At 58.0% G+C, this 23013-nt stretch carries 20 protein-coding genes; 17 read left to right on the forward strand and 3 right to left on the reverse strand.

The window, feature by feature from the left end; all coding sequences use genetic code 11:
• Nucleotides 1–70 precede the first annotated feature (70 nt).
• A complete protein-coding gene (locus O9H85_RS13035; RefSeq protein ID WP_269881827.1) occupies nt 71–733 on the reverse strand; it encodes a Crp/Fnr family transcriptional regulator in 663 nt (220 codons plus the stop codon).
• Between the two features lie 134 nt (nt 734–867).
• On the opposite strand from O9H85_RS13035, the gene hemL reads away from it, so the two are divergent.
• Entirely contained in the window at nt 868–2169 is a 1302-nt protein-coding gene (gene hemL, locus O9H85_RS13040; RefSeq protein WP_269881828.1) for a glutamate-1-semialdehyde 2,1-aminomutase, read from the forward strand.
• Nucleotides 2170–2418: 249 nt separating this feature from the next.
• Here the strand turns inward: hemL and O9H85_RS13045 are convergent, their stop codons facing one another.
• Nucleotides 2419–4044: a phosphodiester glycosidase family protein gene (locus O9H85_RS13045; protein ID WP_269881829.1), complete on the reverse strand. Its 1626-nt coding sequence runs from the start codon at nt 4042–4044 to the stop codon at nt 2419–2421.
• Between the two features lie 222 nt (nt 4045–4266).
• Between O9H85_RS13045 and O9H85_RS13050 the strand changes: the two genes are divergently transcribed.
• The 7 genes from O9H85_RS13050 to O9H85_RS13080 all read left to right on the forward strand — a co-directional run bounded on the left by O9H85_RS13050 (nt 4267) and on the right by O9H85_RS13080 (nt 14268).
• Nucleotides 4267–4431 carry a hypothetical protein gene (locus tag O9H85_RS13050; protein WP_269881830.1) on the forward strand — a complete coding sequence of 55 codons (165 nt, stop codon included), beginning with the start codon at nt 4267–4269 and terminating at the stop codon, nt 4429–4431.
• Complete coding sequence (locus O9H85_RS13055; protein WP_269881831.1) at nt 4428–5300, forward strand: RluA family pseudouridine synthase; 873 nt, start codon at nt 4428–4430, stop codon at nt 5298–5300. Before O9H85_RS13050 ends, O9H85_RS13055 begins: the two co-directional genes overlap by 4 nt.
• Before the next feature lie 111 nt (nt 5301–5411).
• Nucleotides 5412–6434 carry a LysM peptidoglycan-binding domain-containing protein gene (locus O9H85_RS13060; protein WP_269881832.1) on the forward strand — a complete coding sequence of 341 codons (1023 nt, stop codon included), beginning with the start codon at nt 5412–5414 and terminating at the stop codon, nt 6432–6434.
• Between the two features lie 814 nt (nt 6435–7248).
• Nucleotides 7249–9921, forward strand: coding sequence for a valine--tRNA ligase (locus O9H85_RS13065; protein WP_269881833.1), 2673 nt, complete (start codon nt 7249–7251; stop codon nt 9919–9921).
• A gap of 7 nt (nt 9922–9928) precedes the next feature.
• A complete protein-coding gene (locus tag O9H85_RS13070; protein ID WP_269881834.1) occupies nt 9929–11302 on the forward strand; it encodes a bifunctional folylpolyglutamate synthase/dihydrofolate synthase in 1374 nt (457 codons plus the stop codon).
• Nucleotides 11303–11309: 7 nt separating this feature from the next.
• The gene (gene murC, locus O9H85_RS13075; RefSeq protein ID WP_269881835.1) at nt 11310–12689 is read left to right on the forward strand and encodes a UDP-N-acetylmuramate--L-alanine ligase; all 1380 of its coding nucleotides are present in this window, start codon (nt 11310–11312) and stop codon (nt 12687–12689) included.
• Between the two features lie 220 nt (nt 12690–12909).
• The gene (locus tag O9H85_RS13080; protein ID WP_269881836.1) at nt 12910–14268 is read left to right on the forward strand and encodes an SPOR domain-containing protein; all 1359 of its coding nucleotides are present in this window, start codon (nt 12910–12912) and stop codon (nt 14266–14268) included.
• 75 nt (nt 14269–14343) lie between these two features.
• Here O9H85_RS13080 and O9H85_RS13085 read toward each other — a convergent pair whose 3' ends face one another.
• Nucleotides 14344–15621 (reverse strand): N-acetylmuramoyl-L-alanine amidase, encoded by a 1278-nt coding sequence (locus O9H85_RS13085; RefSeq protein ID WP_269881838.1) that lies wholly within the window; start codon nt 15619–15621, stop codon nt 14344–14346.
• A 157-nt stretch (nt 15622–15778) separates the two neighbouring features.
• On the opposite strand from O9H85_RS13085, the gene O9H85_RS13090 reads away from it, so the two are divergent.
• From O9H85_RS13090 to O9H85_RS13130, 9 genes are all read left to right on the forward strand, one after another.
• The gene (locus O9H85_RS13090) at nt 15779–16021 is read left to right on the forward strand and encodes a DUF4321 domain-containing protein (protein WP_269881839.1); all 243 of its coding nucleotides are present in this window, start codon (nt 15779–15781) and stop codon (nt 16019–16021) included.
• A gap of 80 nt (nt 16022–16101) precedes the next feature.
• Nucleotides 16102–16713 (forward strand): Maf family protein, encoded by a 612-nt coding sequence (locus tag O9H85_RS13095; protein ID WP_269881840.1) that lies wholly within the window; start codon nt 16102–16104, stop codon nt 16711–16713.
• A 72-nt stretch (nt 16714–16785) separates the two neighbouring features.
• Nucleotides 16786–17475: a RadC family protein gene (gene radC / locus O9H85_RS13100; RefSeq protein WP_269881841.1), complete on the forward strand. Its 690-nt coding sequence runs from the start codon at nt 16786–16788 to the stop codon at nt 17473–17475.
• Between the two features lie 183 nt (nt 17476–17658).
• Entirely contained in the window at nt 17659–18690 is a 1032-nt protein-coding gene (locus O9H85_RS13105; protein WP_269881842.1) for a rod shape-determining protein, read from the forward strand.
• 41 nt (nt 18691–18731) lie between these two features.
• Complete coding sequence (mreC, locus tag O9H85_RS13110) at nt 18732–19577, forward strand: rod shape-determining protein MreC (protein ID WP_333474200.1); 846 nt, start codon at nt 18732–18734, stop codon at nt 19575–19577.
• Nucleotides 19578–19588: 11 nt separating this feature from the next.
• The gene (gene mreD, locus O9H85_RS13115; protein ID WP_269881844.1) at nt 19589–20113 is read left to right on the forward strand and encodes a rod shape-determining protein MreD; all 525 of its coding nucleotides are present in this window, start codon (nt 19589–19591) and stop codon (nt 20111–20113) included.
• 75 nt (nt 20114–20188) lie between these two features.
• Nucleotides 20189–20854: a septum site-determining protein MinC gene (locus tag O9H85_RS13120; RefSeq protein ID WP_269881845.1), complete on the forward strand. Its 666-nt coding sequence runs from the start codon at nt 20189–20191 to the stop codon at nt 20852–20854.
• A gap of 12 nt (nt 20855–20866) precedes the next feature.
• Nucleotides 20867–21664 (forward strand): septum site-determining protein MinD, encoded by a 798-nt coding sequence (minD, locus tag O9H85_RS13125; RefSeq protein WP_269881846.1) that lies wholly within the window; start codon nt 20867–20869, stop codon nt 21662–21664.
• 6 nt (nt 21665–21670) lie between these two features.
• A complete protein-coding gene (locus O9H85_RS13130) occupies nt 21671–22822 on the forward strand; it encodes an FtsW/RodA/SpoVE family cell cycle protein (RefSeq protein WP_269881847.1) in 1152 nt (383 codons plus the stop codon).
• Nucleotides 22823–23013 lie beyond the last annotated feature (191 nt).

A 23013-nucleotide genomic window follows, 5' to 3' on the forward strand; every position in this document is an offset into this window, starting at 1 on the left:
CAGCTGATCAACGAAGAAAAAGCCCGGCTTGCCCGTTTGGCCGGGCTTTCGGATTAGGCTGCCGTTTGTTTCAGCCCCGCAGCTTGGCTAGATCAAGCTTCATGTCCTGATCTTGGAACGTCAGGATTTGTCGATCCTGGAAATCCCGGATGACCCGCATCAGATCAGGCTTCTGTACGCCGGCCATTTGCGATATTTCATCATAGTTCAATTTCATTCGGATATGAATTGCGCTGCCTTGGCGGATCCCGTTCTTATTGGCCAGCTTGATCAGGCTCTTGATCACCCGGGTGCGGGCATCGAGGAACGTCAGTTCGAACACCTGCTGATTGGTGTCCCGCAGCCGGTCACACAGCTCGCGCATGATGATGAGGCAAATGTCGAAGTTGCTGCGCAATAGCTCCAGGAAGCTCCCGGCGTTGAGGGCGATCAGCACGCTGTCCTCAAGCGTCTGGGCCGAAGCGGAACGCGGCTTGCCGTCGATGAGCGAGAGCTCGCCGAAGCTGTCGCCGGAACGGATGAGCGAGAGGATCTTTTCCTCTCCGCCGCCGGAGGCCGTATAGATTTTCACGGAACCGCTGAAGACGATATAGAAGACGGAGCCGGGATCTTTTTCCTGGAAGAGGACCGTGCCCGCTTTGAACGATTTCTTGTAACAAAGCCCGGCAATGGCATTCAGCTGCTGTTCGTTTAAATTGGCGAATAAGGATACTTTGTTCAGGAAATCGATCATGGCTTCTCCTTGTTACCTTAGGATTCAGGGCCTGTATCAGGCTTGTCCCGTGGATAGCGGCATTTAAGTTCGCGGTTATTATATATCGGGTTGGTTCGCCACGGCAAGTCATATTATGGTAAAGGAGAGGGAAGATGAGTCAGCTTAACCCACGTTCGGACGCGCGCTCGGCGCAAGCTTTCGCGGAGGCGAAGCAGGTTATTCCGGGAGGGGTGAACAGCCCGGTGCGCGCCTTCAAATCAGTAGGCCTCACCCCTTTATTCATCAAGCAGGGAATCGGGTCCAAAGTGATCGACATCGACGGAAACGAGTTTATCGATTATATCGGCTCCTGGGGTCCCTTGATTGTAGGCCATGCCCATCCTGAGGTGGTCGAGGCGGTCAAACGTACGGCCGAGCTCGGAACGAGCTTCGGCGCGCCAACGGAGCTGGAAACCGAGATGGCCCGGCTTGTGACGGAGCGCATTCCTTCGATCGAGCTCGTGCGGATGGTCAATTCCGGCACGGAGGCGACGATGAGCGCGCTGCGGCTGGCCAGAGGCTTCACGGGCCGAAGCAAAATCTTGAAGTTCGAAGGCTGCTACCATGGCCATGCCGATTCGCTGCTGATCAAAGCCGGGTCCGGCGTCGCTACATTAGGTCTGCCCGACAGCCCCGGCGTGCCGGAGAGCGTAGCCGCCAATACGATTACAGTGCCTTATAACGATATCGAATCGGTAAAGCTGGCGTTCGAGAAGTTCGGAGAACAAATCGCCGCCGTTATCGTCGAGCCGATCGGCGGGAACATGGGCGTGGTGCCTCCTGCTGAAGGGTTTCTGCAAGGACTCCGCGCGGTCACGGAGCAGTACGGCAGCGTGCTGATCTTCGACGAAGTGATGACGGGCTTCCGCGTCGGTCTGCACAGCGCGCAGGGCCTATACAGCATCAAGCCGGACTTGACCTGTCTCGGCAAGGTGATCGGCGGGGGACTGCCTGTCGGCGCTTACGGCGGCCGGCGCGACATCATGGAGCAGGTGGCTCCTTCCGGGCCGATCTACCAGGCGGGCACCTTGTCGGGGAATCCGCTTGCGATGGCGGCCGGCTATACGACGCTGAAGCTGATCGGAGCACCGGGCTTTTATGAGGAGCTGGAGCGCAAGGGCGCAAGGCTGGAGGAAGGCTTCCTGGCGAACGCCCGCGAGCTTGGCGTGGAGAGCACGATCAATCGCGTAGGCTCTATGGTCTGCCCGTTCTTCACCTCGCAGCGGGTTGTCAATTACGAAACGGCGAAGACCTCCGATCTGGAAAAATTCAACCGTTATTTCGCAGCGCTGCTGGATCGCGGCATCAGCATAGCCCCTTCGCAGTTCGAGGGCATGTTCGTTTCCGGCGCGCATTCGGACGAAGATATCGAGCGTACGATCGAAGCGCATTATGAAGCGCTGAAATCGTTGTAGCACAGTAAAGGCCCGGCCGGCGAGGTGTACCTCGCCCGGCCGGGCCTATTTTTGAGTTGATAAGAATTTATAAGTTTTCATAACTTATAAATTCTTATCAACCTTGATAAACGCGCTGGTCCTTGTAATACAAGGACCAGCGCGTTTATCCTGGACGGAATATATGTGTTCATACCTTGTCTCTTCAGTACCCATCCCGGTTCAAGCGTACCTAACAGTCGGGTTTACCGAGATGGATGTATGTAGATGTTATGGCGTCTTCACGGTGCCTTGAGCTTGACCGGCGGCTGGAGGTGTTCCGTTGTTCACGCTCTCATGAGCCGCAGACGTCGTGTCGGTCTGTTTTGCCGGCGGAGTGGTTGTCGCCGGGCTGCTCCCGGATCCGGCGGAAGGCGCCGTCTGTCCTGCGCCTCCGGCCGTTGGGCCGCCGGCTGCAGGAGGCGTACTGCCTTGCGGGACGGCAGCGCCGCCCGGGGCGGGAGGGCTGCCGCTTCCCGGAACGGCTGCGCCCGTGCCCTGCGTTTTTCCGGGCTCGCCTGCTCCTCCGGGCCCCGCCGCAGGCTCTTTGCCTGCTCCGGTTCCGGCGGGAGGATGAGCGGCCCCGGTTCCGGGGTCGGCAGAGCCTGTTTTGCCTGTATCGGTCTTGACGTCGCCCTTCGGCTCCGTCGTTTTCGTTTCGGTTGATTTGGGCTCCGTCTTTGTTTCCGTCTTCGTGTCGGTTTTCGTTTCGGTCTTAGGTGCAGCGGGCGGCGGGTTGCTCTTCTGCTTCGCCTTCAGCTCTGCCTGTTCCCTCAGGAAGTCCGGATGATCGTAGGAGCCGCCTGCGTCGATCTTATCAATGCCGTCCCAGACATGATTCGCCTTAACGAGCTCCGGTTTGTCATACACGAGGAAGGCGGATGGCAAGCGGCGTTCGCCGTACCGGCTCGACGGCTTGGTAACGACTTGCCCGTCGACAACCAGCTCCGAAGAAGCGCCTCCGTCCAAGTTCCCGGCATTTACTACGCCATCTTCGAGGAACAGGTCCTGCACTTCCTTCAGGGTTGCCCCTACGCTGTGAGCTTGCCGCCCGTCGATGACGATGAAAATGACGGTACCGTCGGCCTTCTGTCCGACCGCCGTGCGAGGGCCGCGGCCCCAACCGCCGTCGCCGCTCGTAATGAGCGGCTTGCCGTTCGCAATGAGGCGCGGGTAGAAGGAGACGCCTTCCGAGATGCCCATATCTCTGAGCTCGAATATATTATATTTGCCCACGACAAGCGTGCCGTCCTTCGTGAAGCCGACAATGTGCTGCGGAATGCTGCCGTCCTGGTCGGTATAGACCACTTCTCCGCCGGAGAGAATGGCTCCGATGGCCGCAAACCCGTTGCCGAGTCCTTCCGGATCGTCAAATCCGCCGCCGTTGACCCCGGCCACCGCTCCCGTACGGGTGACCATGGACGAAATCTTCTCTCCTTCGCCCGAATGGGACGGCGTCATGACGCGAATGGTCGTCGGGTCATACACGGTCATCTTCTTGCCTTTCCAGAACTGGCCGGAAATATCCTCGACCTTGATCAGCTCGTCGATCGAACGGGCTTTGCGGTGGGTCGCTTTGTACTTGACCATGTTCATATCCTGCTTCTCCATGGCCGCTTCCTCGATGGAGGTTTGCATGCGCTGAACCATGATGTCGCGCTGCTCCGCACCGACGAAGATCCATGCCCAGCTGCGGTGCTGCGTGGTGATGACCGTTTGCGCAAGCCACTCGCGAATTTGGCCGCCCGGCGGCGTCAGAAACAGAAAGCTGGAGGTCAGGAACGTAAACGCTGCGATTAAAAACATAGACTTCTTCAACCAGCTCCAATGACGGAGGGTTCGTAAGGCAGTATTCAAAATTAGTCCTCTCCCATACAAAATGAAGTTGCCGAGGCTTTCAAGGAAAACATTCTACAATCTAGCAAACATCTCTCCTATTTTACCATAGTATAGCACGATTTGATAGACCGGCGGCTGCGGCAGTTCCAGGCGGCAATGGAAGTGAAACCGCTTTTGAGAGGAGAGACATTATTTGCTACAATGGGACACAGACGATAGGGACCATTTGGAGGAAACATCATGCTGAAGCATTACAGCTTTTTTGGAATGACGCTGGAGCTGATTGCCGTGCTGGGCGTCTTTTTCGGAGCGTTCGTCTTGATTATGATCTATGGCGTATGGGAAACCGGACGCAAGGCGAAGCGGCGGCGCGATCCTGCCGTAAGGAAAGAGGCGGCCGAATGAAGGGGGCCGGCTGGAAGCGCAAGGGTGAATGGCTAGAATGGACCTTGCCCGAGGAATTGCCGGGGCCTGACGCGCTGCGGGGTTTGCCGGGCTTTACGCCCAAATTCGTGTCGAAGCTCGGCCGAGAAGGCGGCATTCAGCTCCAGGGACAGCGTGCGAGGCTGAGGCTGTTTCCGTCCGAGCCGCTACAATATATGCCGGAATGGGCCGAGGTAGAAGTGGGCTATGAGGACGATTTTTGCCTCGTTGCGCTGAAGCCTGCAGGGATGAAGGTGCATCCGACGGAAGCGGGGGAGACCGGTACGCTGCTGCAGGCGGTCGGCTGGCATCTGGAGAGCACCGGCCAGGCCTGCCGTCCGAGGCACATTCACCGGCTTGATGAGGATACGACGGGGCCGGTGCTTTTCGCAAAGTACGAATGGCCGCAAATTCGATTGGATGAAGCGATGCGGGAGAAGCAGGTCGAGCGTATCTACATCGCTCTCGTGCAGGGCCGGCCGCGATCGGACCGGGGTACGGTGGACGCGCCGATCGGACGGGACCGGCACCACGCCGTCCGGCGCAGGGTATCGCCCGGAGGCGATCGGGCGGTCACCCGTTATGAAGTGCTGGAGCGCTACCGCGATGCGGCGCTTGTCCGGCTGCGGCTGGAAACCGGCAGAACGCATCAAATCCGCGTCCACATGAGCCACCTCGGTCATCCGCTCCTCGGAGACGCGCTCTATGGCGGGCGCAGCGAGGGCTTGTCCCGCCAGGCGCTGCACGGCGAACGGCTGGTGTTTCCTCAGCCTTGGACTGGAGAGCCCGTTGAAGTCGAAGCGCCGCTCCCTGCGGATTTGGCCGCCCTGCTGAACCGTCTGAAAAAATAGTAGTCATGCTCCTCTCTCCCGGACCATATAAATTGTAAAGACAATGGCGAGGGCCCCATTCGGTATTCGAAGCCCATTTGGAAACGTGGAAAGATGGAGGGAGGACTTACATTGACAACGGAACAACAAGGTCTGCGATTCGATATTTACGAACGCGTGCATTTATCCGAAGGAGTTGCGGGAATTAAAGAGCTGGAGGGCATCGAGCTGGTGCCCCACATTCAGGTGCTCCCTCAAGGGGAACAAGCATTGCTGCGGGGCAACCTGCTGCTCACGGGAACCTACGTGGATGAATTGGACCGTACGGATCAGACGCTCGAGCACCTTATTCCGGTGGAAATTACGCTGCCCCTTAACCGGGTGAGCCGGGTGGAGGATATTGCGGTAGAAATTGATAACTTCGATGTCGACCTGCTGTCGGCCCGCAGCCTGAACATCACGGGCGTGCTTTCCTTGAACGGGCTGGAGGCGGTTCCGGCCCCCGACGAGGAAGCATGGCGCGAAACGGAAGAGGAAGTCGTTTTCGTGCACGAAGCCGGCTCCGGCTCTCCCCCGCCTGCTGCTGAACCGGAGCCTGCCTCCCGAGAAACGTCGAGCGCGGATTCCAATGTTTTCGCCGGAGAGGCTTCCGAGAGCGTAACCGCTTCTGGGGAGCCGGAGGCGGTCCCAGCCGCCGCGAGCGCATTCGAGCCCGTCCCCGCAGAAAATGCGGCGGAAGAGTTCACGATTTCCACGGCGGAGGAGAAGAAGGAGCTGAAGCTGGCCTTCGGCAGCAAAAAGCCGGAGCCGGAGGCCGCCCCCGCCCCTGAGGTGCCGACCGTCAAGTCCTACGGTCTGTCGTCTCTGCTCAATCACGCGGCGGCATCGCATGCGAGAGTGGAGCAGCAGGCGGAAGAGGAAGCTTCGGCCGGCAGCGCTGCGTCTGCGGACAAGGTGCAGTGGAAAAATTTACTTCTAAGCTCCCGGGGCGAACAGCAGGAATTTAAACGGTTACGGCTCTGCATCGTCCAGAAGGAGGAGACCCTCGAATCGATCGCCAAACGATACGAGCTGAACCCGAGGGAGATCGCTTTGTTCAACCGCCTGGGAGATCATGAGGTATCGGAAGGCCAAATCGTCCGTATTCCCAAATAAAGCCCGCATGTTATTTGAAAAAAATGGTCCCCGTCCAAGCCCGCAGCGGCTTGAACGGGGATTTTTTGGTTATACTGCTTATTGACTCTACTCTTAATGTTGTTTATCATATTACGCATAGAACCTACAACAACGTGGAAAGGGAATAGTAGGCAGCGAAACCTACAGAGAGCGGACCGTCTTTATGCTGGAAGGAGCCGCAGGACCTCAAGCTGCCGAAGTCGCCCCGGAGTTGCCTTGTTGAAGCGCGAGCTTAGACCGGGCCGGCCGCAGCCGTTATCTGTTCAAGAGCCGCAGGTTGCTCAGCGCGAGGGAAATTTTGTTCCTTGTGCCTGAACCGCGGAATAAAGGTGGTACCACGGAAGCGAGAGCCTTTCGTCCTTTACGGACGGGAGGCCTTTTCTACGTTCAGGGTATGTCCTTCCGGTCCCTGTTAAATTCAGCCTCATTCGGATTATTACTTACAAGTCCGGTGAAAAAGAGGCCGCTGCGCGTGCGGATCGTTCTTCCGATCGCTGCTCTGCCCCGCAAAGTGAAGTCCTTTCAAAGAAGCAACTCCGGGTACTTTGCGGGCCCCGACGCCAGATTCTTGGATTACCTAACTCCTTGAGTGGTGAGAATCCGGGGACAAAGGCGAACACTAACGCTTCTCCAGAACGATTCCGCCCGCTCCACTGCTTATTCACCGAACTTCTGAACGGTAAGAGGCCGAATTTAAAGGGGAACGCTCCGCTCCTGCAGGACATACCCGCTCACTGGGTATTTTGTAGAAAGAACAAATCATATTGATAGCAAAGTATCGGAGGTTGCACCTATGGAAGAAACCAAAACCACTACAGCGCCGGAAACGTCGATGCCGACCACGTACGACCCGAAGGAAGCCGAGAAAAAATGGTACGATTACTGGCTGAAGGGCCAGTACTTTAAAGCGGGAGCGAGGCCCGATGCGGAGCCTTACACGATCGTTATCCCGCCTCCGAACGTAACGGGGATGCTGCACATCGGGCACGCGCTCGATTTCACGCTGCAGGATATCATGATCCGCACGAAGCGGATGCAGGGCTTCGACGCGCTGTGGCTGCCGGGCTCCGACCATGCCGGGATCGCCACGCAGACCCGGGTGGAGCAGAAGCTTCGCGAGGGGGGCGTCACCCGCTACGATCTTGGTCGGGAGAAGTTCCTGGAAAAGGTATGGGAATGGAAGGAGCTGTACGCGGAAACCATCCGCGAGCAGTGGGCCAAGATGGGCTTCTCGCTGGATTATTCCCGCGAACGGTTTACGCTGGACGAAGGGCTGTCGAAGGCTGTGCGCGAGGTGTTCGTACGCCTTTACGAGAAGGGCCTGATTTACCGCGGCAAATATATTATCAACTGGGATCCGGCGGCCCGTACGGCGCTGTCGGATATCGAGGTGGAATATAAAGAGGTGCAGGGGGCGCTGTACCATCTGCAGTACCCGGTGAAAGACAGCGGGGAGTTTATCGTCGTGGCGACGACCCGTCCGGAGACGATGCTGGGCGATACGGCGGTAGCGGTGCATCCGGAGGACGAGCGCTACAAGCATCTCATCGGAAAGACGCTCGTGCTGCCGATCATCGGACGCGAAATTCCGATCGTGGCGGACGAATACGTTGAGAAGGAGTTCGGCAGCGGCGCGGTCAAGATTACGCCGGCGCACGACCCGAACGACTTCGAGGTCGGCAAACGCCATAACCTGCCGCAAGTGCTCGTGATGGACGAATCCGGCAAAATGAACGAGAACGCCGGCAAATACCAGGGACTGGACCGGTTCGATTGCCGTAAGCAAATCGTAGCGGACATGAAGGAGCAGGGCGTGCTGCTGAAGATCGAGGAGCACGTACATCAGGTAGGCCACAGCGAGCGCAGCGGCGCGGTCGTCGAGCCTTACCTCTCCACGCAGTGGTTCGTGCGGATGCAGCCGCTAGCCGACCGCGCCATCGAAACGCAAAAAGCCGGTCAAGGCGTGAATTTCGTGCCGGACCGGTTCGAGAAAATTTATTTGCACTGGATCGAGAATGTCCGCGACTGGTGCATCTCGCGTCAGCTGTGGTGGGGTCACCGCATTCCAGCCTGGTATTGCGGCGACTGTTCCGAGGTGATCGTCGCCCGGGAGGATGCGACGGTTTGTCCGAAATGCGGAGGAACGCACCTCAGACAGGACGAAGACGTGCTAGATACGTGGTTCAGCTCCGCGCTGTGGCCGTTCTCCACGCTCGGATGGCCGGACCAAACCGAAGATATGAAGCGGTATTACCCGACCGATCTGCTGGTGACCGGCTACGATATCATTTACTTCTGGGTCGCGCGGATGATCTTCAGCGGTCTGGAGTTCACCGATCGGATTCCGTTCAAGGACGTGCTGATGCACGGTCTCGTGCGCGACTCCGAGGGCCGCAAGATGTCCAAGTCGCTCGGCAACGGCGTCGATCCGCTGGAGGTCATCGAGAAGTACGGCGCAGACGCCATGCGCTTCATGATTTCGACCAACTCCACGCCGGGGCAGGATCTGCGCTTCCGCTGGGAAAAAGTCGAGCAGGCGCGCAATTTCGCCAACAAGATTTGGAACGCCTCGCGCTTTGCCTTGATGAACCTCGGCGACTTTCAGGCTTCGGAGATCGACCTGAGCGGGAAGCTGGGCACGGCCGACCGCTGGATTTTGCACCGATTGAACGAAACCGTCCGCGACGTGACCCGGCTCATCGACGCTTATGAATTCGGGGAGACAGGACGCCTGCTGTACAACTTCATCTGGGACGATTTGTGCGACTGGTATATCGAGTTCAGCAAGCTTTCCTTGTACGGTACGGACGAAGCGGCGAAGCGGACGACGAAGTCTGTACTGGCATACGTGCTGGACCGGACACAGCGTCTGATTCATCCGTTCATGCCGTTCATCAGCGAAGAAATCTGGCAGCATTTGCCGCATGAAGGAGACACGATCACGCTGGCTCCTTGGCCGGTAGAGGAAGCCCGCTTCGAGGCGGCGGACGCGGTCCGCGAGATGGAGCTCCTGATGGACATCATCCGGACGGTGCGTAACATCCGCGCGGAAGTGAACGTGCCGATGAGCAAAAAGATCGAGCTGCTCGTCAAGCCGGCCGGCGAAGAGACGCTTGCCGTGCTGAAGCGCAACGAAGAATATATTCGCCGTTTCTGCAACACGTCGCTGCTGGAAATCGATGCGGCGCTGTCGTCGCCGGATAAAGCGATGACAGGCATCGTCACCGGCGCAGAGCTGTATTTGCCACTGGCGGGGCTGATCGACATTGCCCAGGAAATAACGCGTCTGGAGAAAGAATTGGCCACCTTACACAGCGAGGTTGAGCGCATCGAGAAGAAGCTGTCGAACGAAGGCTTCGTAGCCAAGGCGCCGGCCAAGGTCATCGACGAGGAAAAAGCGAAGCTTGCCGATTACGCCGACAAGCGGGATAAAGTAACGGCGCGCATCGCCGAGTTGAGAGGATGAGCCGGGCATGAGCGACACGAAGCAAACCGCAGCGCCGTTCCAAACGGCCAAGGAAGCCGTCGATTGGGTTGTCCGCTTCATCCCCCTCGTCGGCATCAAGCCGGGCCTCGAGCGGATGCAGCGGATCATGGAGCTGCTGGACAATCCGCACCGCCGGCTCAAGTTCATTCATATCGCGGGGACGAACGGCAAAGGCTCCGTCTGCTCCTATTTATCCGAAGTGATCAAGCAGTGCGGGTACGATGTGGGGACGTTCACGTCCCCTTACATCGAGAAATATAACGAGCGGATCCGGATCAACGGGGAGAACATCTCCGACGAGGATCTTTTGGCCGTAATCAACAAAATCAAGCCGGTGATCGAAGCCGTCGCGGAGGAACACGGACAACCGTCCATGTTCGAGATCTCGACGGTGGCGGCGATCGAATATTTCGCCCGCGTCGCTTATCCCGACTTTGTCGTATGGGAGACGGGACTCGGCGGCCGCCTCGATTCGACCAATATCGTCACCCCGATCGTCTCGGTCATTACGAACATCGGGCACGACCATATGGATTTGCTCGGCGATTCGCTTGAGCAGATCGCTGCGGAGAAGGCGGCTATTATCAAGGCCGGCGTTCCCGTCGTCAGCGCCGTGGAGCAGCCGGAAGTGATCGAGGTTGTCGAACTGGCGGCCAAGGCGAAGCACGCGACGCTGTATTTGATGAACCGCACGTTCCGTTACGAGACGCTGTCCGTCCGGGAGAACGAGCAGAAATTTCATTTTACCGGTCCGTTCCGTACGATTCCGGATGTGGCCATTTCCATGAACGGCGGGCATCAGCTCAAGAATGCGGCGGTCGCCTTGATGACGATCGAGGTGCTGCGTCAATACTACGCTTTCCTGGCGGAGGACGAGGATCTGCTTCGCGCGATGAACAGGGCCCAGTGGCCCGGCCGGCTGGAGCTGATCTCGCAGGAGCCCCGCATTCTGATCGACGGCGCGCATAACCCAGAAGGGGCGCAAACACTCACTGAGGCGCTTAAAACCACGTATTCGTTCAAAAAGCTGTATTTGATGATGGGAATGCTGTCAAATAAGAATCATACGGAGGTTTTCAGGCATATACTACCAATAGTGGATACCCTCATCCTGACTGAGCCGGAGTGGCATAAGAAGGCAGCGGCCTCCGATTTGGCGGCGCTTGCCGAGAGGCTGCTTGCGGAGATCGGGCGCACGGATGTGGAAGTGATCGTGGAGCCGAAATGGAAAACTGCGCTGGAAACTTTACAACGCCTGACGGCACAGGACGACCTGGCTGTCGTAACCGGCACGTTATATTTAATAGGGGATGTACGTTCCTGGATCAAGCATCAATCCGATTCTGAAAAAGGCTGGTGAGACGCGCGTGAATACATCGGAGCATATCCATTTTATCGGCATCGGCGGGTACGGCATGAGTGCGATTGCCAAAGTGATGCTGGAAATGGGCTACCAAGTATCGGGATCCGATTTGGCGCAGCAGGAATTGACGGAGAAGCTCGCGGCCAAGGGGGCGCAGGTGTACATCGGACATCAGGCGGAGAATGTAAAAGGAGCCGATGTCGTCGTTTATTCCACGGCGCTCCCGAAAGATAATGTAGAGATGGTGGCGGCGGAGGAGCTCAATATTCCGATTCTGCACCGCTCTCAGATGCTGGGACGCCTCATGAATGCGAAGAAAGGCATCGCCGTTGCCGGCGCTCACGGAAAGACGACGACGTCCTCCATGATCGCTTTGGTGCTGGAGGAATGCGGGCAGGACCCAACCTTCATCATCGGCGGCGAGATTATGAACGTCGGCAGCAACGCCAAGGCCGGACAAGGCGAATGGGTCGTGGCGGAGGCGGATGAAAGCGACGGCTCGTTCCTTCAGTACCAGCCTTCGATTGCGATCGTGAATAACATCGAAGCGGACCACCTGGAGAACTACGACGGCAATTTCGACAATTTGAAAAAAGCGTATTCGCAGTTCCTGAGCCAAGTGAAGTCGGAGGGAAGAGCGGTCGTCTGCAAGGATGACGCCTACCTGCGGGAGATGATTCCGTCGATCAAGAGCGAGGTCATCACTTTCGCGATTGACCAGGACGCGGATTACCGGGCGCAGAACATTTGTTTAGGCGACCGGAAGGTTTCGTTCGACGTCTCGCATGGCGGAGCCGTGCTCGGGACGATTCACCTTTCCGTACCGGGAAGACATAACGTTTATAACGCGCTGGCGACGCTGATTACTTGTATGGAAGCGGGGCTTTCGTTCGAGCAGGTGGCGGGGGCGATTACGGATTTCCGCGGCGCCAAGCGCCGGTTTCAAGTACTGGGCGAGGTGGATGACATTCTGGTCATCGACGACTACGCCCACCATCCGACGGAGATCGAAGCGACGATTCAAGCGGCCCGGGCGACCGGCAAGCGCATCGTTGCCGTGTTCCAGCCGCAGCGGTATACGCGCACGTACTTTCTGTTCGAGCAATTCAGCCGGGCGTTCCCGGATGCCGATGAGGTGATCATCACCGACATCTACTCCCCGGCGGGCGAGAAGCAGATCGAAGGGATCCATTCCGCGAAGCTGGTCGACCTGATCCGGCAGAACAGCAATCCGAACGTCAAATATATTCCGACGAAGGAAGAGGTGCAGGCGTACCTGTACGATTCTGTAAGCCGGGGCGACCTCGTCCTGACGATGGGAGCGGGCGACATATGGAAGGCCGCCGACGGGTTGGCCAAGGCGCTCGTAGCCCGTACGGGATGAGCAGCCGTTAAAACCCCCGATTTCAAGCGATGCTTGGAACCCGGGGGTTTCGTGCGTTGAAGGCGCAAGAAGGGATGCGCCGGCTGCCGGGTGTCGGGAAGCGCGGCATAAGGAGCGGATCGCCGGCGGAGTACGGATGAAACGCAAAGGCTTGGTTCTATTTGCCCCCGGTCTCTCATAGTCTAGTAATACGATATGGGACAAGGGGAGAGTTGAAGCTATGAACAAAGCCAAGATGACGTTTCGTTTCGAGCAGACCTCGCCGGGATCGAAGCCTGCGCCGCAGCGGGAAGCGAAGGTGATCCCTCTGCATCAGGAGGAATACCGGATTATCGAAGAAAAAGCGGAAGCTCATCCCGAGCAAGAGGCGCGCAGCGTCCTTCCGTCCGGCACGAAGCCCGTACAACCCAAGGAGCCGCTGATCGTCGACGGACAGACGCTTAACCAATATACGACCGATTACGGCGGGTGGCAGAGCTCGTTCGATACCGATACGCAGCGGGTGGAGCGATTGATCCGGGGTACGGGCGCGCCGGCGGTCAATCCGGAGACCGGCTACGTCGAGCGGGAACGCGGGCCGCAGCGGGAGGAAGAGCTGCGGGATCACCGCTGGTACGAGCCCAAGAACACGGGATACTATACGAGACCCTCGAACGGGTCCTGGTTCAAGGTCACCGCCTCGGTCGCGGGAGCGGTCGTCACGGGGGTAGCCTTCGGATTTCTCGTGCTGTCGATGTTCTCCGGAGGCGGCGATCCGGGCAAGGCGAAGCCGGCGGATGTCCCAGTATCCTCCCAGCAGCCGGCCAAGAAGTCCGGGGATACGGCGGCTCCCGCCGCCGCCCAAGGGAAGCCGGCGGACGGGGCCGGAGCCGCAGCGGCGAAGCCGGCAGACCCGGCGGCAGGCGGCGCCTCGCCCGTTTCCGCCGCGATCGCAGGTATGGGCACTGCTGCTGTGAACGTACAGCCCAAATCCTACACGTTCCTGCAGGGCGGCGTGTTCAGCACGGCTCAAAGCGCGGAGGCCGCCCAAGCGGATTTTCGCAAGAAGGGATTCGCCGCAGCCGGCGATGGGGGAGACAAGAACCCGGTTTACGTCGGAATGGCTGTGAGCCGTGACGACGCCCAGGCCCTCAGCCAGCAGTATAAGCAGAAGAAAATCGATGTGCTGCTGAAAACCTTCGACGTGCCGGGAGCTTCGAAGATCCGCTGGAACGGGAAGAGCGCGGACGTGTTCACCTCCTATATTTCCCAGGGCGAGAAGCTCCTGCAGCTTATCTCCGTCCAAACGACGCAGCACCTGAACGAGGTCAAGCCGACCGGATTGGACGACAAGGCGTTCCAAACAATCAAGTCGTCACATCAAGCGTGGTCCTCGTCCGCTTCCGCGGTCAGCGACGGCCTCGGGGAAGCGGGAAAAGCATCCCTGCCCAAGATGAACAGCGCGCTGGGCACGGCGCTCGTCTCGCTAGAGGAATATAAGAAGAATCCGTCGGTATCTTACCTATGGCAGGCACAGACGGCGCTGATGCAGTATTTGGTGGCGGAGAAGGATTTGCTCAAGACCGCTTCCGTACAATAACAGGAATACAACGAAAAAAAGCCGGAGAACCGGCCTGAAGTAAGGGGAAGCCTGCTCCTGCATGCTGTTCCCTTATCAAGGCTGGTTCTTCGGCTTTTTCGGTGCGCTCTGGACATAGCGGTCGATCAATGCGGCGGCTTCCGCCCGCGTGATGGAGCGCTCCGGCCGGAACTGCTCCGCCGTCACGCCGTCCACCCAGCCGGCCGCCTGCAGGCCGGCGATCGCCTGCGCCGCCCAATAACCCGCCGGCACATCCTGGAACGGCTGGCGTCCCGCCGGCGCCTGCGGCGCCTCGGCCAGCCGCTGCAAAAGCGCGGCCGCCTCCGCCCGGGTCACCGGGCGGTCGGGCCGCAGCGTGCCGTCGGGGTAGCCCTCCAGCACGCCGGCCTTCACCGCCTTCTCCAGGGCGGCGAAGGCCCAATGCCCCGCGTTCACGTCCCGGAACGCGGACAGCCCGCCGGCGGCTCCGCTCCCACAGCCGCCGCCGTAGACCGCACCCCCCACCGTGCCGGGGGCGCCGCAACTCCCTGCCGCACCCGCCGGCAGGTCGAACACCCGCCCGAGCAGCGTCACCCATTCCGCTCTCGTCAGCATCCGGTTCGGCTCGAAGTGCGAACCGGTTCCTTCCACCACGTGCTGCGCCTGCAGCCGCAGCACGGCCTCCCGGGCCCAGTGTCCCCTGAGGTCCGGGAACAGCTCGTCCGGCGGAAGATACGCCTCGATGCCCTCGGCAATCGCACCGGCCATGAGCGTCCGCTCATCGGAATTCGCGAGCAGCGCGGCATCCGTTTTGTTGGACAAGAATGCCGTCTCCACGAGAATGCTCGGAATCGAGCCCATCCGCACGACGTACACGGCGCTTTGCGTGAGCCCCTGATTCGGCAGCCCCGTCTTCCGGACGAACGCATCCAGCACCTTTTGCGCCAGCTCCCGGCTCTGCGGGGTCAGCGCTTTCATGCGCTCGCTGGCAGGATAGCTCTCCTGAGGAGAGGCGTCATCGTAGTAAAGCACCATAGAGCCCCGCGTATTCGGATTCGAGTAGGAGTTGGCATGAACGGAGACGAACAAATCCGCATCCTGCACATCCGTATAATCCACCCGCTCTTTCAGGGACCAGTAGACGTCGCTCTGCCGGGTCATGACCACTTCATATCCCCGCTGGACGAGAGCATCCCTCAATTTCTGCGCAATATCGAGATTGACGGTTTTCTCCATCAGACCGTTTATGCCGACGGCCCCCGAATCCATCCCGCCGTGACCGGGGTCGACGACGATTTTGGCGGCTTCCGCGGGCAGCGGAAGCACAAACAGGCTAAGGGCGAGCACCGCAGCCCGCACCCAAGGCTTTTTCATCGATGTTTCACTCCTCTTCGGGTCTTATTGTACAGGCATGCCGCTAGTTATGTAAGCAGGGAACATTGCCCAATCCTTGGCCGAAATATGCTATAATAGCGAGTGGCAATTTTACTTTATTTTGGTTTGTAAATCGCCTGAGAGAGGTATCCTACATTTGAAAAAGAACACGTTCACGCTCATTCTCGTTTTGCTGCTCGGCCTGGTGGCCGGAACCTTGATCGGCCAGCTTCTGTCGGGCGTGCCGGCGCTTTCCTTCCTCATCCGTTCGGTGGAGCTCTCTTGGCAGCCCAAGGCCGACCTGCTTGTCGTCAAATACGATCTGAATTTGCAAATCCGTTTAAACCTGATCGGCATCCTCGGCCTCGCTGCCGGATTCTGGATGTACCGCAGGCTGTAATCCGCTCCGAACCTTTTGCTCCGTCCGATCGCGCGGCCCCGCACCCGCTCTTAGAACATTCGAAACGAGGGAATGTATTTATGTCGACAATTGTAGAAAAAACGCTGATCCTTGCCTCCTCCTCCCCGCGCCGCCAAGAGCTCATCCGGTCGCTGAACCTGCCTTACCGCATCGTGGCCAGCGATGCGGACGAGACGGTCGAACCGGGATGGAAACCTCCCCAAATAGTGGAAGAATTATCGGGTCGCAAAGCCCGCACCGTCTACGAATGTTGTAAGGTAGACCGTACTCAAGGCGAGCAGGGCGTGGTCATCGGCTCGGATACGATCGTCGTGCTGGACGACCAGGTGCTGGGGAAGCCGAAGGATGAAGCGGACTCGAAGCGGATGCTTCAGGCGCTTCAAGGACGCCGGCATCAGGTGTTCAGCGGCGTCGTCTGCATCGATCTCGCCACCGGCGAGACCGTATCGGGCCACCGGATGACCGAAGTGCATATGAAGCCCCTGACCGAGCGGCAAATCGCCGCCTACATTCAGACCGGAGAACCGAAGGACAAGGCCGGATCTTATGCCATACAAGGGCTGGGAGCGACCATTGTCGAGCGGATCGAGGGCGATTATTTCAATGTCGTGGGACTCCCGATGTCGCTGCTGTCGGATTCGCTCGCCCGCCTGGGCGTCGCTGTCTTTTGAAGAGGCGTCATGATATAATGAGGATTCGTAACATCAGCAACAGCCTATCCTACGAACGAAAGAGGGGAATGCATGGAATCGCTCAATACCACATTGCGCGATGTCCCAAACGACGAACGACCGAGAGAACGCATGATGCAGTATGGGGCAGGAGCATTAAGCAATGCAGAATTGCTCGCGGTATTGCTCCGCACGGGAACGTACCGGGAATCGGCGGTAGCCTTGGCCCAGCGCCTGCTTCGCAGCTCCGGCGGGCTTCGCAGCCTGACGGACATGAGCTTGGAGCAGCTGACGGAGATCAAGGGGATCGGCGAAGCCAAAGCGCTGCAGGTGCAGGCCGGCATAGAGCTCGGCCGCAGAATGGCCCGCAGCGTGCTAAGCGATACGGTGACCATCCGGTCGCCGCAGGATGTCGCAGCGCTGCTTACCGAGGAGCTCCGTTATTTGCAGAAGGAGCACTTCGTCTGTCTGTTCCTGAACACCAAGAACCACGTGATCGGCCAAGAAACGCTCTCCATGGGCAGCTTGAATGCGTCGATCGTTCATCCGCGGGAGGTGTTCCGTGCCGCCATCAAGCGCAGCAGCGCTTCGATCATATGCGCGCACAATCATCCGAGCGGGGACCCGACCCCCAGCTCCGAAGATATCGAGATCACCCGGAGACTTGTGGAAGCCGGCGGGATTATCGGCATCGAGGTGCTGGATCACATCGTCATCGGCGACCGCGGCTTCGTCAGTTTGAAGGAGCTCGGATGGATGTAATATAATAGGGAACAGGTTTTGGAGAGCCGCTGTTATTCTGCAAGAATCGACAAGAGGAAGCTGGAATCCGTCCGGAAGCACCGGCGATCAGGCTTCTCTACCAAACAACCGGTCAGGAGCCGGACCAATCCATGGATACATAGCGCACAAGACGCTTGAAATAGAGAAGGGAGCACCACACATATGTTCGGAACGAAGGACCTCGGGATCGACCTGGGGACAGCCAACACATTAGTTTACGTCAAAGGAAAAGGAATCGTCGTACGCGAGCCTTCGGTCGTCGCCATTCGCACGGATACGAAGACGATTGAAGCGGTGGGCAACGACGCGAAGAAAATGATCGGACGCACGCCGGGCAATATCCGCGCCATCCGTCCGATGAAGGATGGCGTCATCGCCGACTTTGACACAACGTCGACCATGATCAAATATTTCATCCGCCAAGCCCAGAAGCAGCGGGTGCTGTTCCAGCGCCATCCGAGCGTGATGATATGCGTGCCGTCGGGCATTACCGCCGTCGAGAAGCGTGCCGTGGAGGACGCTACGCGCCAAGCCGGAGCAAGAGATGCGTATACCATTGAGGAACCGTTCGCCGCTGCCATCGGCGCCGACCTGCCGGTATGGGAGCCGACAGGAAGCATGGTCGTGGACATCGGCGGGGGTACGACGGAGGTCGCCGTCATTTCGCTCGGAGGCATCGTAACAAGCCGTTCGATCCGCGTGGCCGGAGACGAAATGGATGAGGCGATCATTCAATACATCAAGCGGACGTACAATCTCATGATCGGGGAACGCACCGCAGAGCAGATCAAGATGGAGATCGGCTCGGCTCTGCCGCTGGAGCCGTCTACCCGGCTCGAAATTCGCGGCCGCGATCTCGTATCCGGTCTTCCGAAGACGATGGCCGTGACGTCGGATGAGATCACGGACGCCCTCGCCGACACGGTGAATAGCATTGTGGAAGCCGTGAAGGTGACACTGGAGAAATGTCCTCCGGAGCTCGCTGCGGATATTATGGACCGCGGCATCGTGCTGACGGGCGGCGGCGGCCTGCTTCGCAACCTGGACAAGCTGCTCTCCCGCGAGACCGGGATGCCGGTGCTTGTGGCCGATAATCCGCTCGACTGCGTGGCTATCGGCACGGGGCGAGCGCTCGAGAACATCCACCTGTTCCGAACAAGATCGGGTCCGGCCAGCAAAGCGCGTCGTTCATGACGTCCATGCTCTAGGTTAGAAGGTGCTAAGTTGTGAAATTAATGGGGAATAAAAGGCTGCTGATCCTCATGCTCGGCCTGATCTGCTTCATCGTCCTGATGGGGCTGACGTTCGGCCGCCGCGGTTACGGGACATGGCCTGAGAAGTTCTTGAAGGATACCGTATCCTGGGCGCAGGGCGTGCTGTACCGGCCCACGGGAGCCGTGGTCGGCTTCTTCGAGGATATGAGCCGCCTGACGACCATTTACGAAGAAAATAAAGTGCTGCGCCAGACCTTGTCCAAATACGCCCGGGATACCTCGCGGCTGAACGATCTGGAGCAGACGAACAAGCGCCTGCAGGACGCGCTCGGGTTCACCGAACGGCAGAAGCAGATGAACAATTACCAGTTCCGGACCGCCGAGGTCATTCAATTCGATTTGGCCAACAACCTGATTACCGTCAACTTGGGAGAGAAGGACGGGATCCGGACGAATATGGCCGTCATGTCGGTAGCGGGCCTTGTAGGAAGGGTGGTCGCCGTATCGCCGTTCCACTCCGACGTGCAGCTGCTGACGGGCATCGACGACAAGGCGGCCGGCGAATCCAAAGCGATATCCGTTACGGTGAAGGAGAACGACCAGTCATACGGATATATCGAGAGCTATGACAAGGAAAAGCAGCTGCTAGTCATGAGCAAGATTGACCCGAGGGATCCGATCAAGCCCGGCGATACGGTCATTACCTCCGGCAGAGGGCTGGTATTCCCGCAGGGACTTGAGGTCGGCAAGGTGGTCGAGAAGCACGAAGGCGATTTCGGCATCACCTACGTGGCAACCATTCAACCGTTCGCAGCGTTCAACCACCTTCGGGAAGTGTTCATCATCGAAGTGCCGGAGCTGAAGTGAGGTGAGGACGCATGCATAGACGACTTTGCCTGCTGCTCACCGCCCTCTTCCTGCTTGAGAGCACCGTTCTGCCCTGGATCCTTCCGGTAGCTTGGCAATCGAAGGTGCTTGTAAGCCCTCATTTCTCGCTTGTGATCGTCCTGTTCATCGGCCTTTTCGCCAACCGGCATACCGCGCTCTTGTACGGCTTGTTTTTCGGAATGCTGAACGATATCATTCATTTCTCGCCCATGCTCGGTCCGGTTGCGTTCAGCATGGGCTTAACCGGTTATTTGGCGGGGCTCATGAACGGCCGTCTGTACTCCAGTATCGTTGTCAGCATGCTGGTCATTGCGCTCGGCAATTTGTCTTATGAAATGATCATCTTCGGTTTATACCGGTTGTTCCGGGTGACGCATCTGGACTTTCAATGGGCGTTCTTTCACCAGATGCTGCCCAGCATGCTCATTAACCTGCTATTCGCCCTAGCCGTATACGTTCCGCTCCGAAAAATGTTCGAGAGCCATGCCATCTCGTCCTCCGCGGCCGAAGAATAGTAAAATTTGCGGTATGACGGCAGGAGAACGCGCGTACGAAGCCGAATGGTATAGGCTTAGGGGGTAGAAACGCTTATGACGGCAACAAAACATCATGTGACGATCAAAGGGGTTAAGGACGGCCTTGTATTTTTGCTCGACGATGCTTGCGAGTTCGATGTAGTGCTGGCGGAGCTGAAGCACAAGCTGGAGAAGACGCACCAGCAAATATTGACCGGACCGATCATTCACGTCCGGGTTCAGCTGGGCAGCAGGCCGGCGACCGAAGAGCAGAAGGGCGAGGTTCGCGAAATTATAAGCCGCAAGGGCAACCTGCTCGTGCAGTCCATCGAAACCGCCGATTCCGCCGTCCAGAAGGCGGAGCCGGATCCTACCGAGGTGAAGATGGTTCGCGGGATGGTACGTTCCGGGCAAACCCTGTCGCATGATGGTCCTGTCTTATTTCTTGGCGACATCAATCCCGGGGGCTCCATCGTGAGCACCGGGAGCATCTATATTATGGGTTCGCTGCGCGGCATGGCGCATGCGGGCATCGACGGGGATGAAACCGCGGTCATCGCCGCTTCGCATATGCGCCCTACGCAGCTGCGGATCGCCGGCATTATCAGCCGGCCGCCGGATGAGTGGGACGTCAGCGAGGCGTACGATGCCTATATGGAATTCGCCTATATCAAAAACGGGAAAATGGAGATCGACAAAGTCCATCATTTCCACAAGCTTGGCTTAAATCAAATTTCTTGAGGAGTGAAGCCCATGGGAGAGGCAATCGTCATCACTTCAGGGAAAGGGGGCGTCGGGAAAACGACGACCTCCGCGAACATCGGCACGGCGCTGGCGCTGCAGGGGAAAAAAGTGGTCATGGTGGATACCGACATCGGCCTCCGCAACCTGGACGTGGTGATGGGGCTGGAGAACCGCATCATCTATGATCTCATTGATGTGGCCGAAGGCCGCTGCCGGTTGGCTCAAGCCCTGGTGAAGGATAAGCGGTTCGACGAGCTGTACATGCTTCCTGCCGCACAGACCAAGGATAAGCATGCGATCTCGCCCGATGCGGTCAGACAGATCGTAACGGAGCTCAAACGCGAATTCGATTTCGTCATTATCGATTGTCCTGCGGGCATTGAGCAAGGCTTCAAGAATGCCGTGGCCGGAGCCGACAAAGCGATCGTTGTGACCACTCCCGAGAATGCCGCAGTGCGCGATGCCGACCGCATCATCGGACTGCTGGAGAAGGAGCCTCAGATCGATTCGCCGAAGCTCGTGATCAACCGGATTCGCCCGATGATGGTGAAGAAGGGCGAGATGCTGGACATCGACGAAATCTGCTCGGTGCTGGCCATCGATCTGCTGGGCATCGTGCCTGACGACGAATACGTCATCAAAGCGGCGAACATCGGGGAGCCTACCGTGATGAATCCGAATTCGAGAGCGGCCATTGCCTACCGCAATATCGCTCGCCGAATGCTTGGAGACTCCGTGCCGCTTATGCAGATGGATGAGAAGCCGGGCATGTTCGGTCGAATGAAAAAGTTTCTCGGGATGGGATGACCTACGTTGCTTCACAAATTTAAAAAAATCGACTGGTCCATCATCTTTATATTGGCAATCTTCTTGGTGATCAGCATGCTGCTGGTTTACAGCGCTACCATCGACGATCATACCGTTAAAGTGGACATTGCCAAATGGGCCGTCATTTACGGAGTATCGCTTGTGGTCATGCTGGCGGTCAGCTGGCTCGATTATCGCATTCTGCTAAAAGGCTCGTACTATTATTACGGCGCTGGACTTCTTCTTCTCGTGATCGTGCTCAAGCTCGGCCAAACCATTAACGGCGCGCAAGGCTGGTTTAAGCTGCCGATGGGGCTGAACTTTCAGCCCGTGGAATTGTTCAAGCTTATTCTCATTATGACGCTGGCGGTCTTCATGGCCAGACGGAAGGGTGAGTCGCTGACCTTATTCCGGGATGTGCTGCCGATCGGGCTTATCGTATTTGTGCCTTTCGTTCTGGTGATCATTCAGCCGGATCTCGGGAATGCGATTATTTTTCTCGTGATTCTGCTCGGGATGTACTGGATCGGCAATATCCGGTTCAGCTATGTGCTGATCGGGGCCATCGTGCTGGGGGGCGGAGGCTATTTATTCCTCTACGTATTCCAGCATTATCATGATCCGCTGATCGGTTTCTTGAAGTCGGTGAATGTGCCCGAGCACTGGATCGGACGGCTTAATACGTTCATTAATCCGGACGAAGCATCCCGGGACGCGAAGTGGCAGGTCATGAACTCGATTCGGGCCATCGGTTCGGGATCGCTGATGGGCGAGAAATATTTGCATGGAACGTCCATTCACAGCAACTTTATTCCCGTCGCTTATACGGATGCCATTTTCGTCGTCGTAGGGGAGGAGTTCGGATTTGTCGGTGCGTCGGTACTGCTCCTGCTGTACTTCGTGATGATTTACCGGATGATCCTTATCGCCATTTATTGCAATAACCATGCGGGTTCCTACATGATCGTCGGGATCGTATCAATGCTCGTGTTCCAGATTTTCCAAAATATCGGGATGATGATCGGCATTATGCCTTTAACCGGCATTACGCTGCCTTTTGTCAGCTACGGGGGGACTTCGCTCATGATCAATATGCTGGCAATGGGTCTCGTCTTGAGCATCCGGGTCCACGACGACAAGCTTCTGGAAGAAGAATAGCAGTGCTTGGACACCCTCCGGGGTGTTTTGCATGCCGAGAAACCTATGAAATAGAGAAGATTGCCTTGGTACTCCGGTGGGGTATCCCCTTCCGCCCGCTGTTGTTATCGGAAAATTTCGATTTATTCGCTATTCAGCGGTCATTTTCCGATAACAAAGGCGGGCGCTATCGCTCCTACAGGGGATACCCC

Source organism: Paenibacillus gyeongsangnamensis (assembly GCF_027533625.1).
GTDB lineage: Bacteria > Bacillota > Bacilli > Paenibacillales > NBRC-103111 > Paenibacillus_G > Paenibacillus_G gyeongsangnamensis.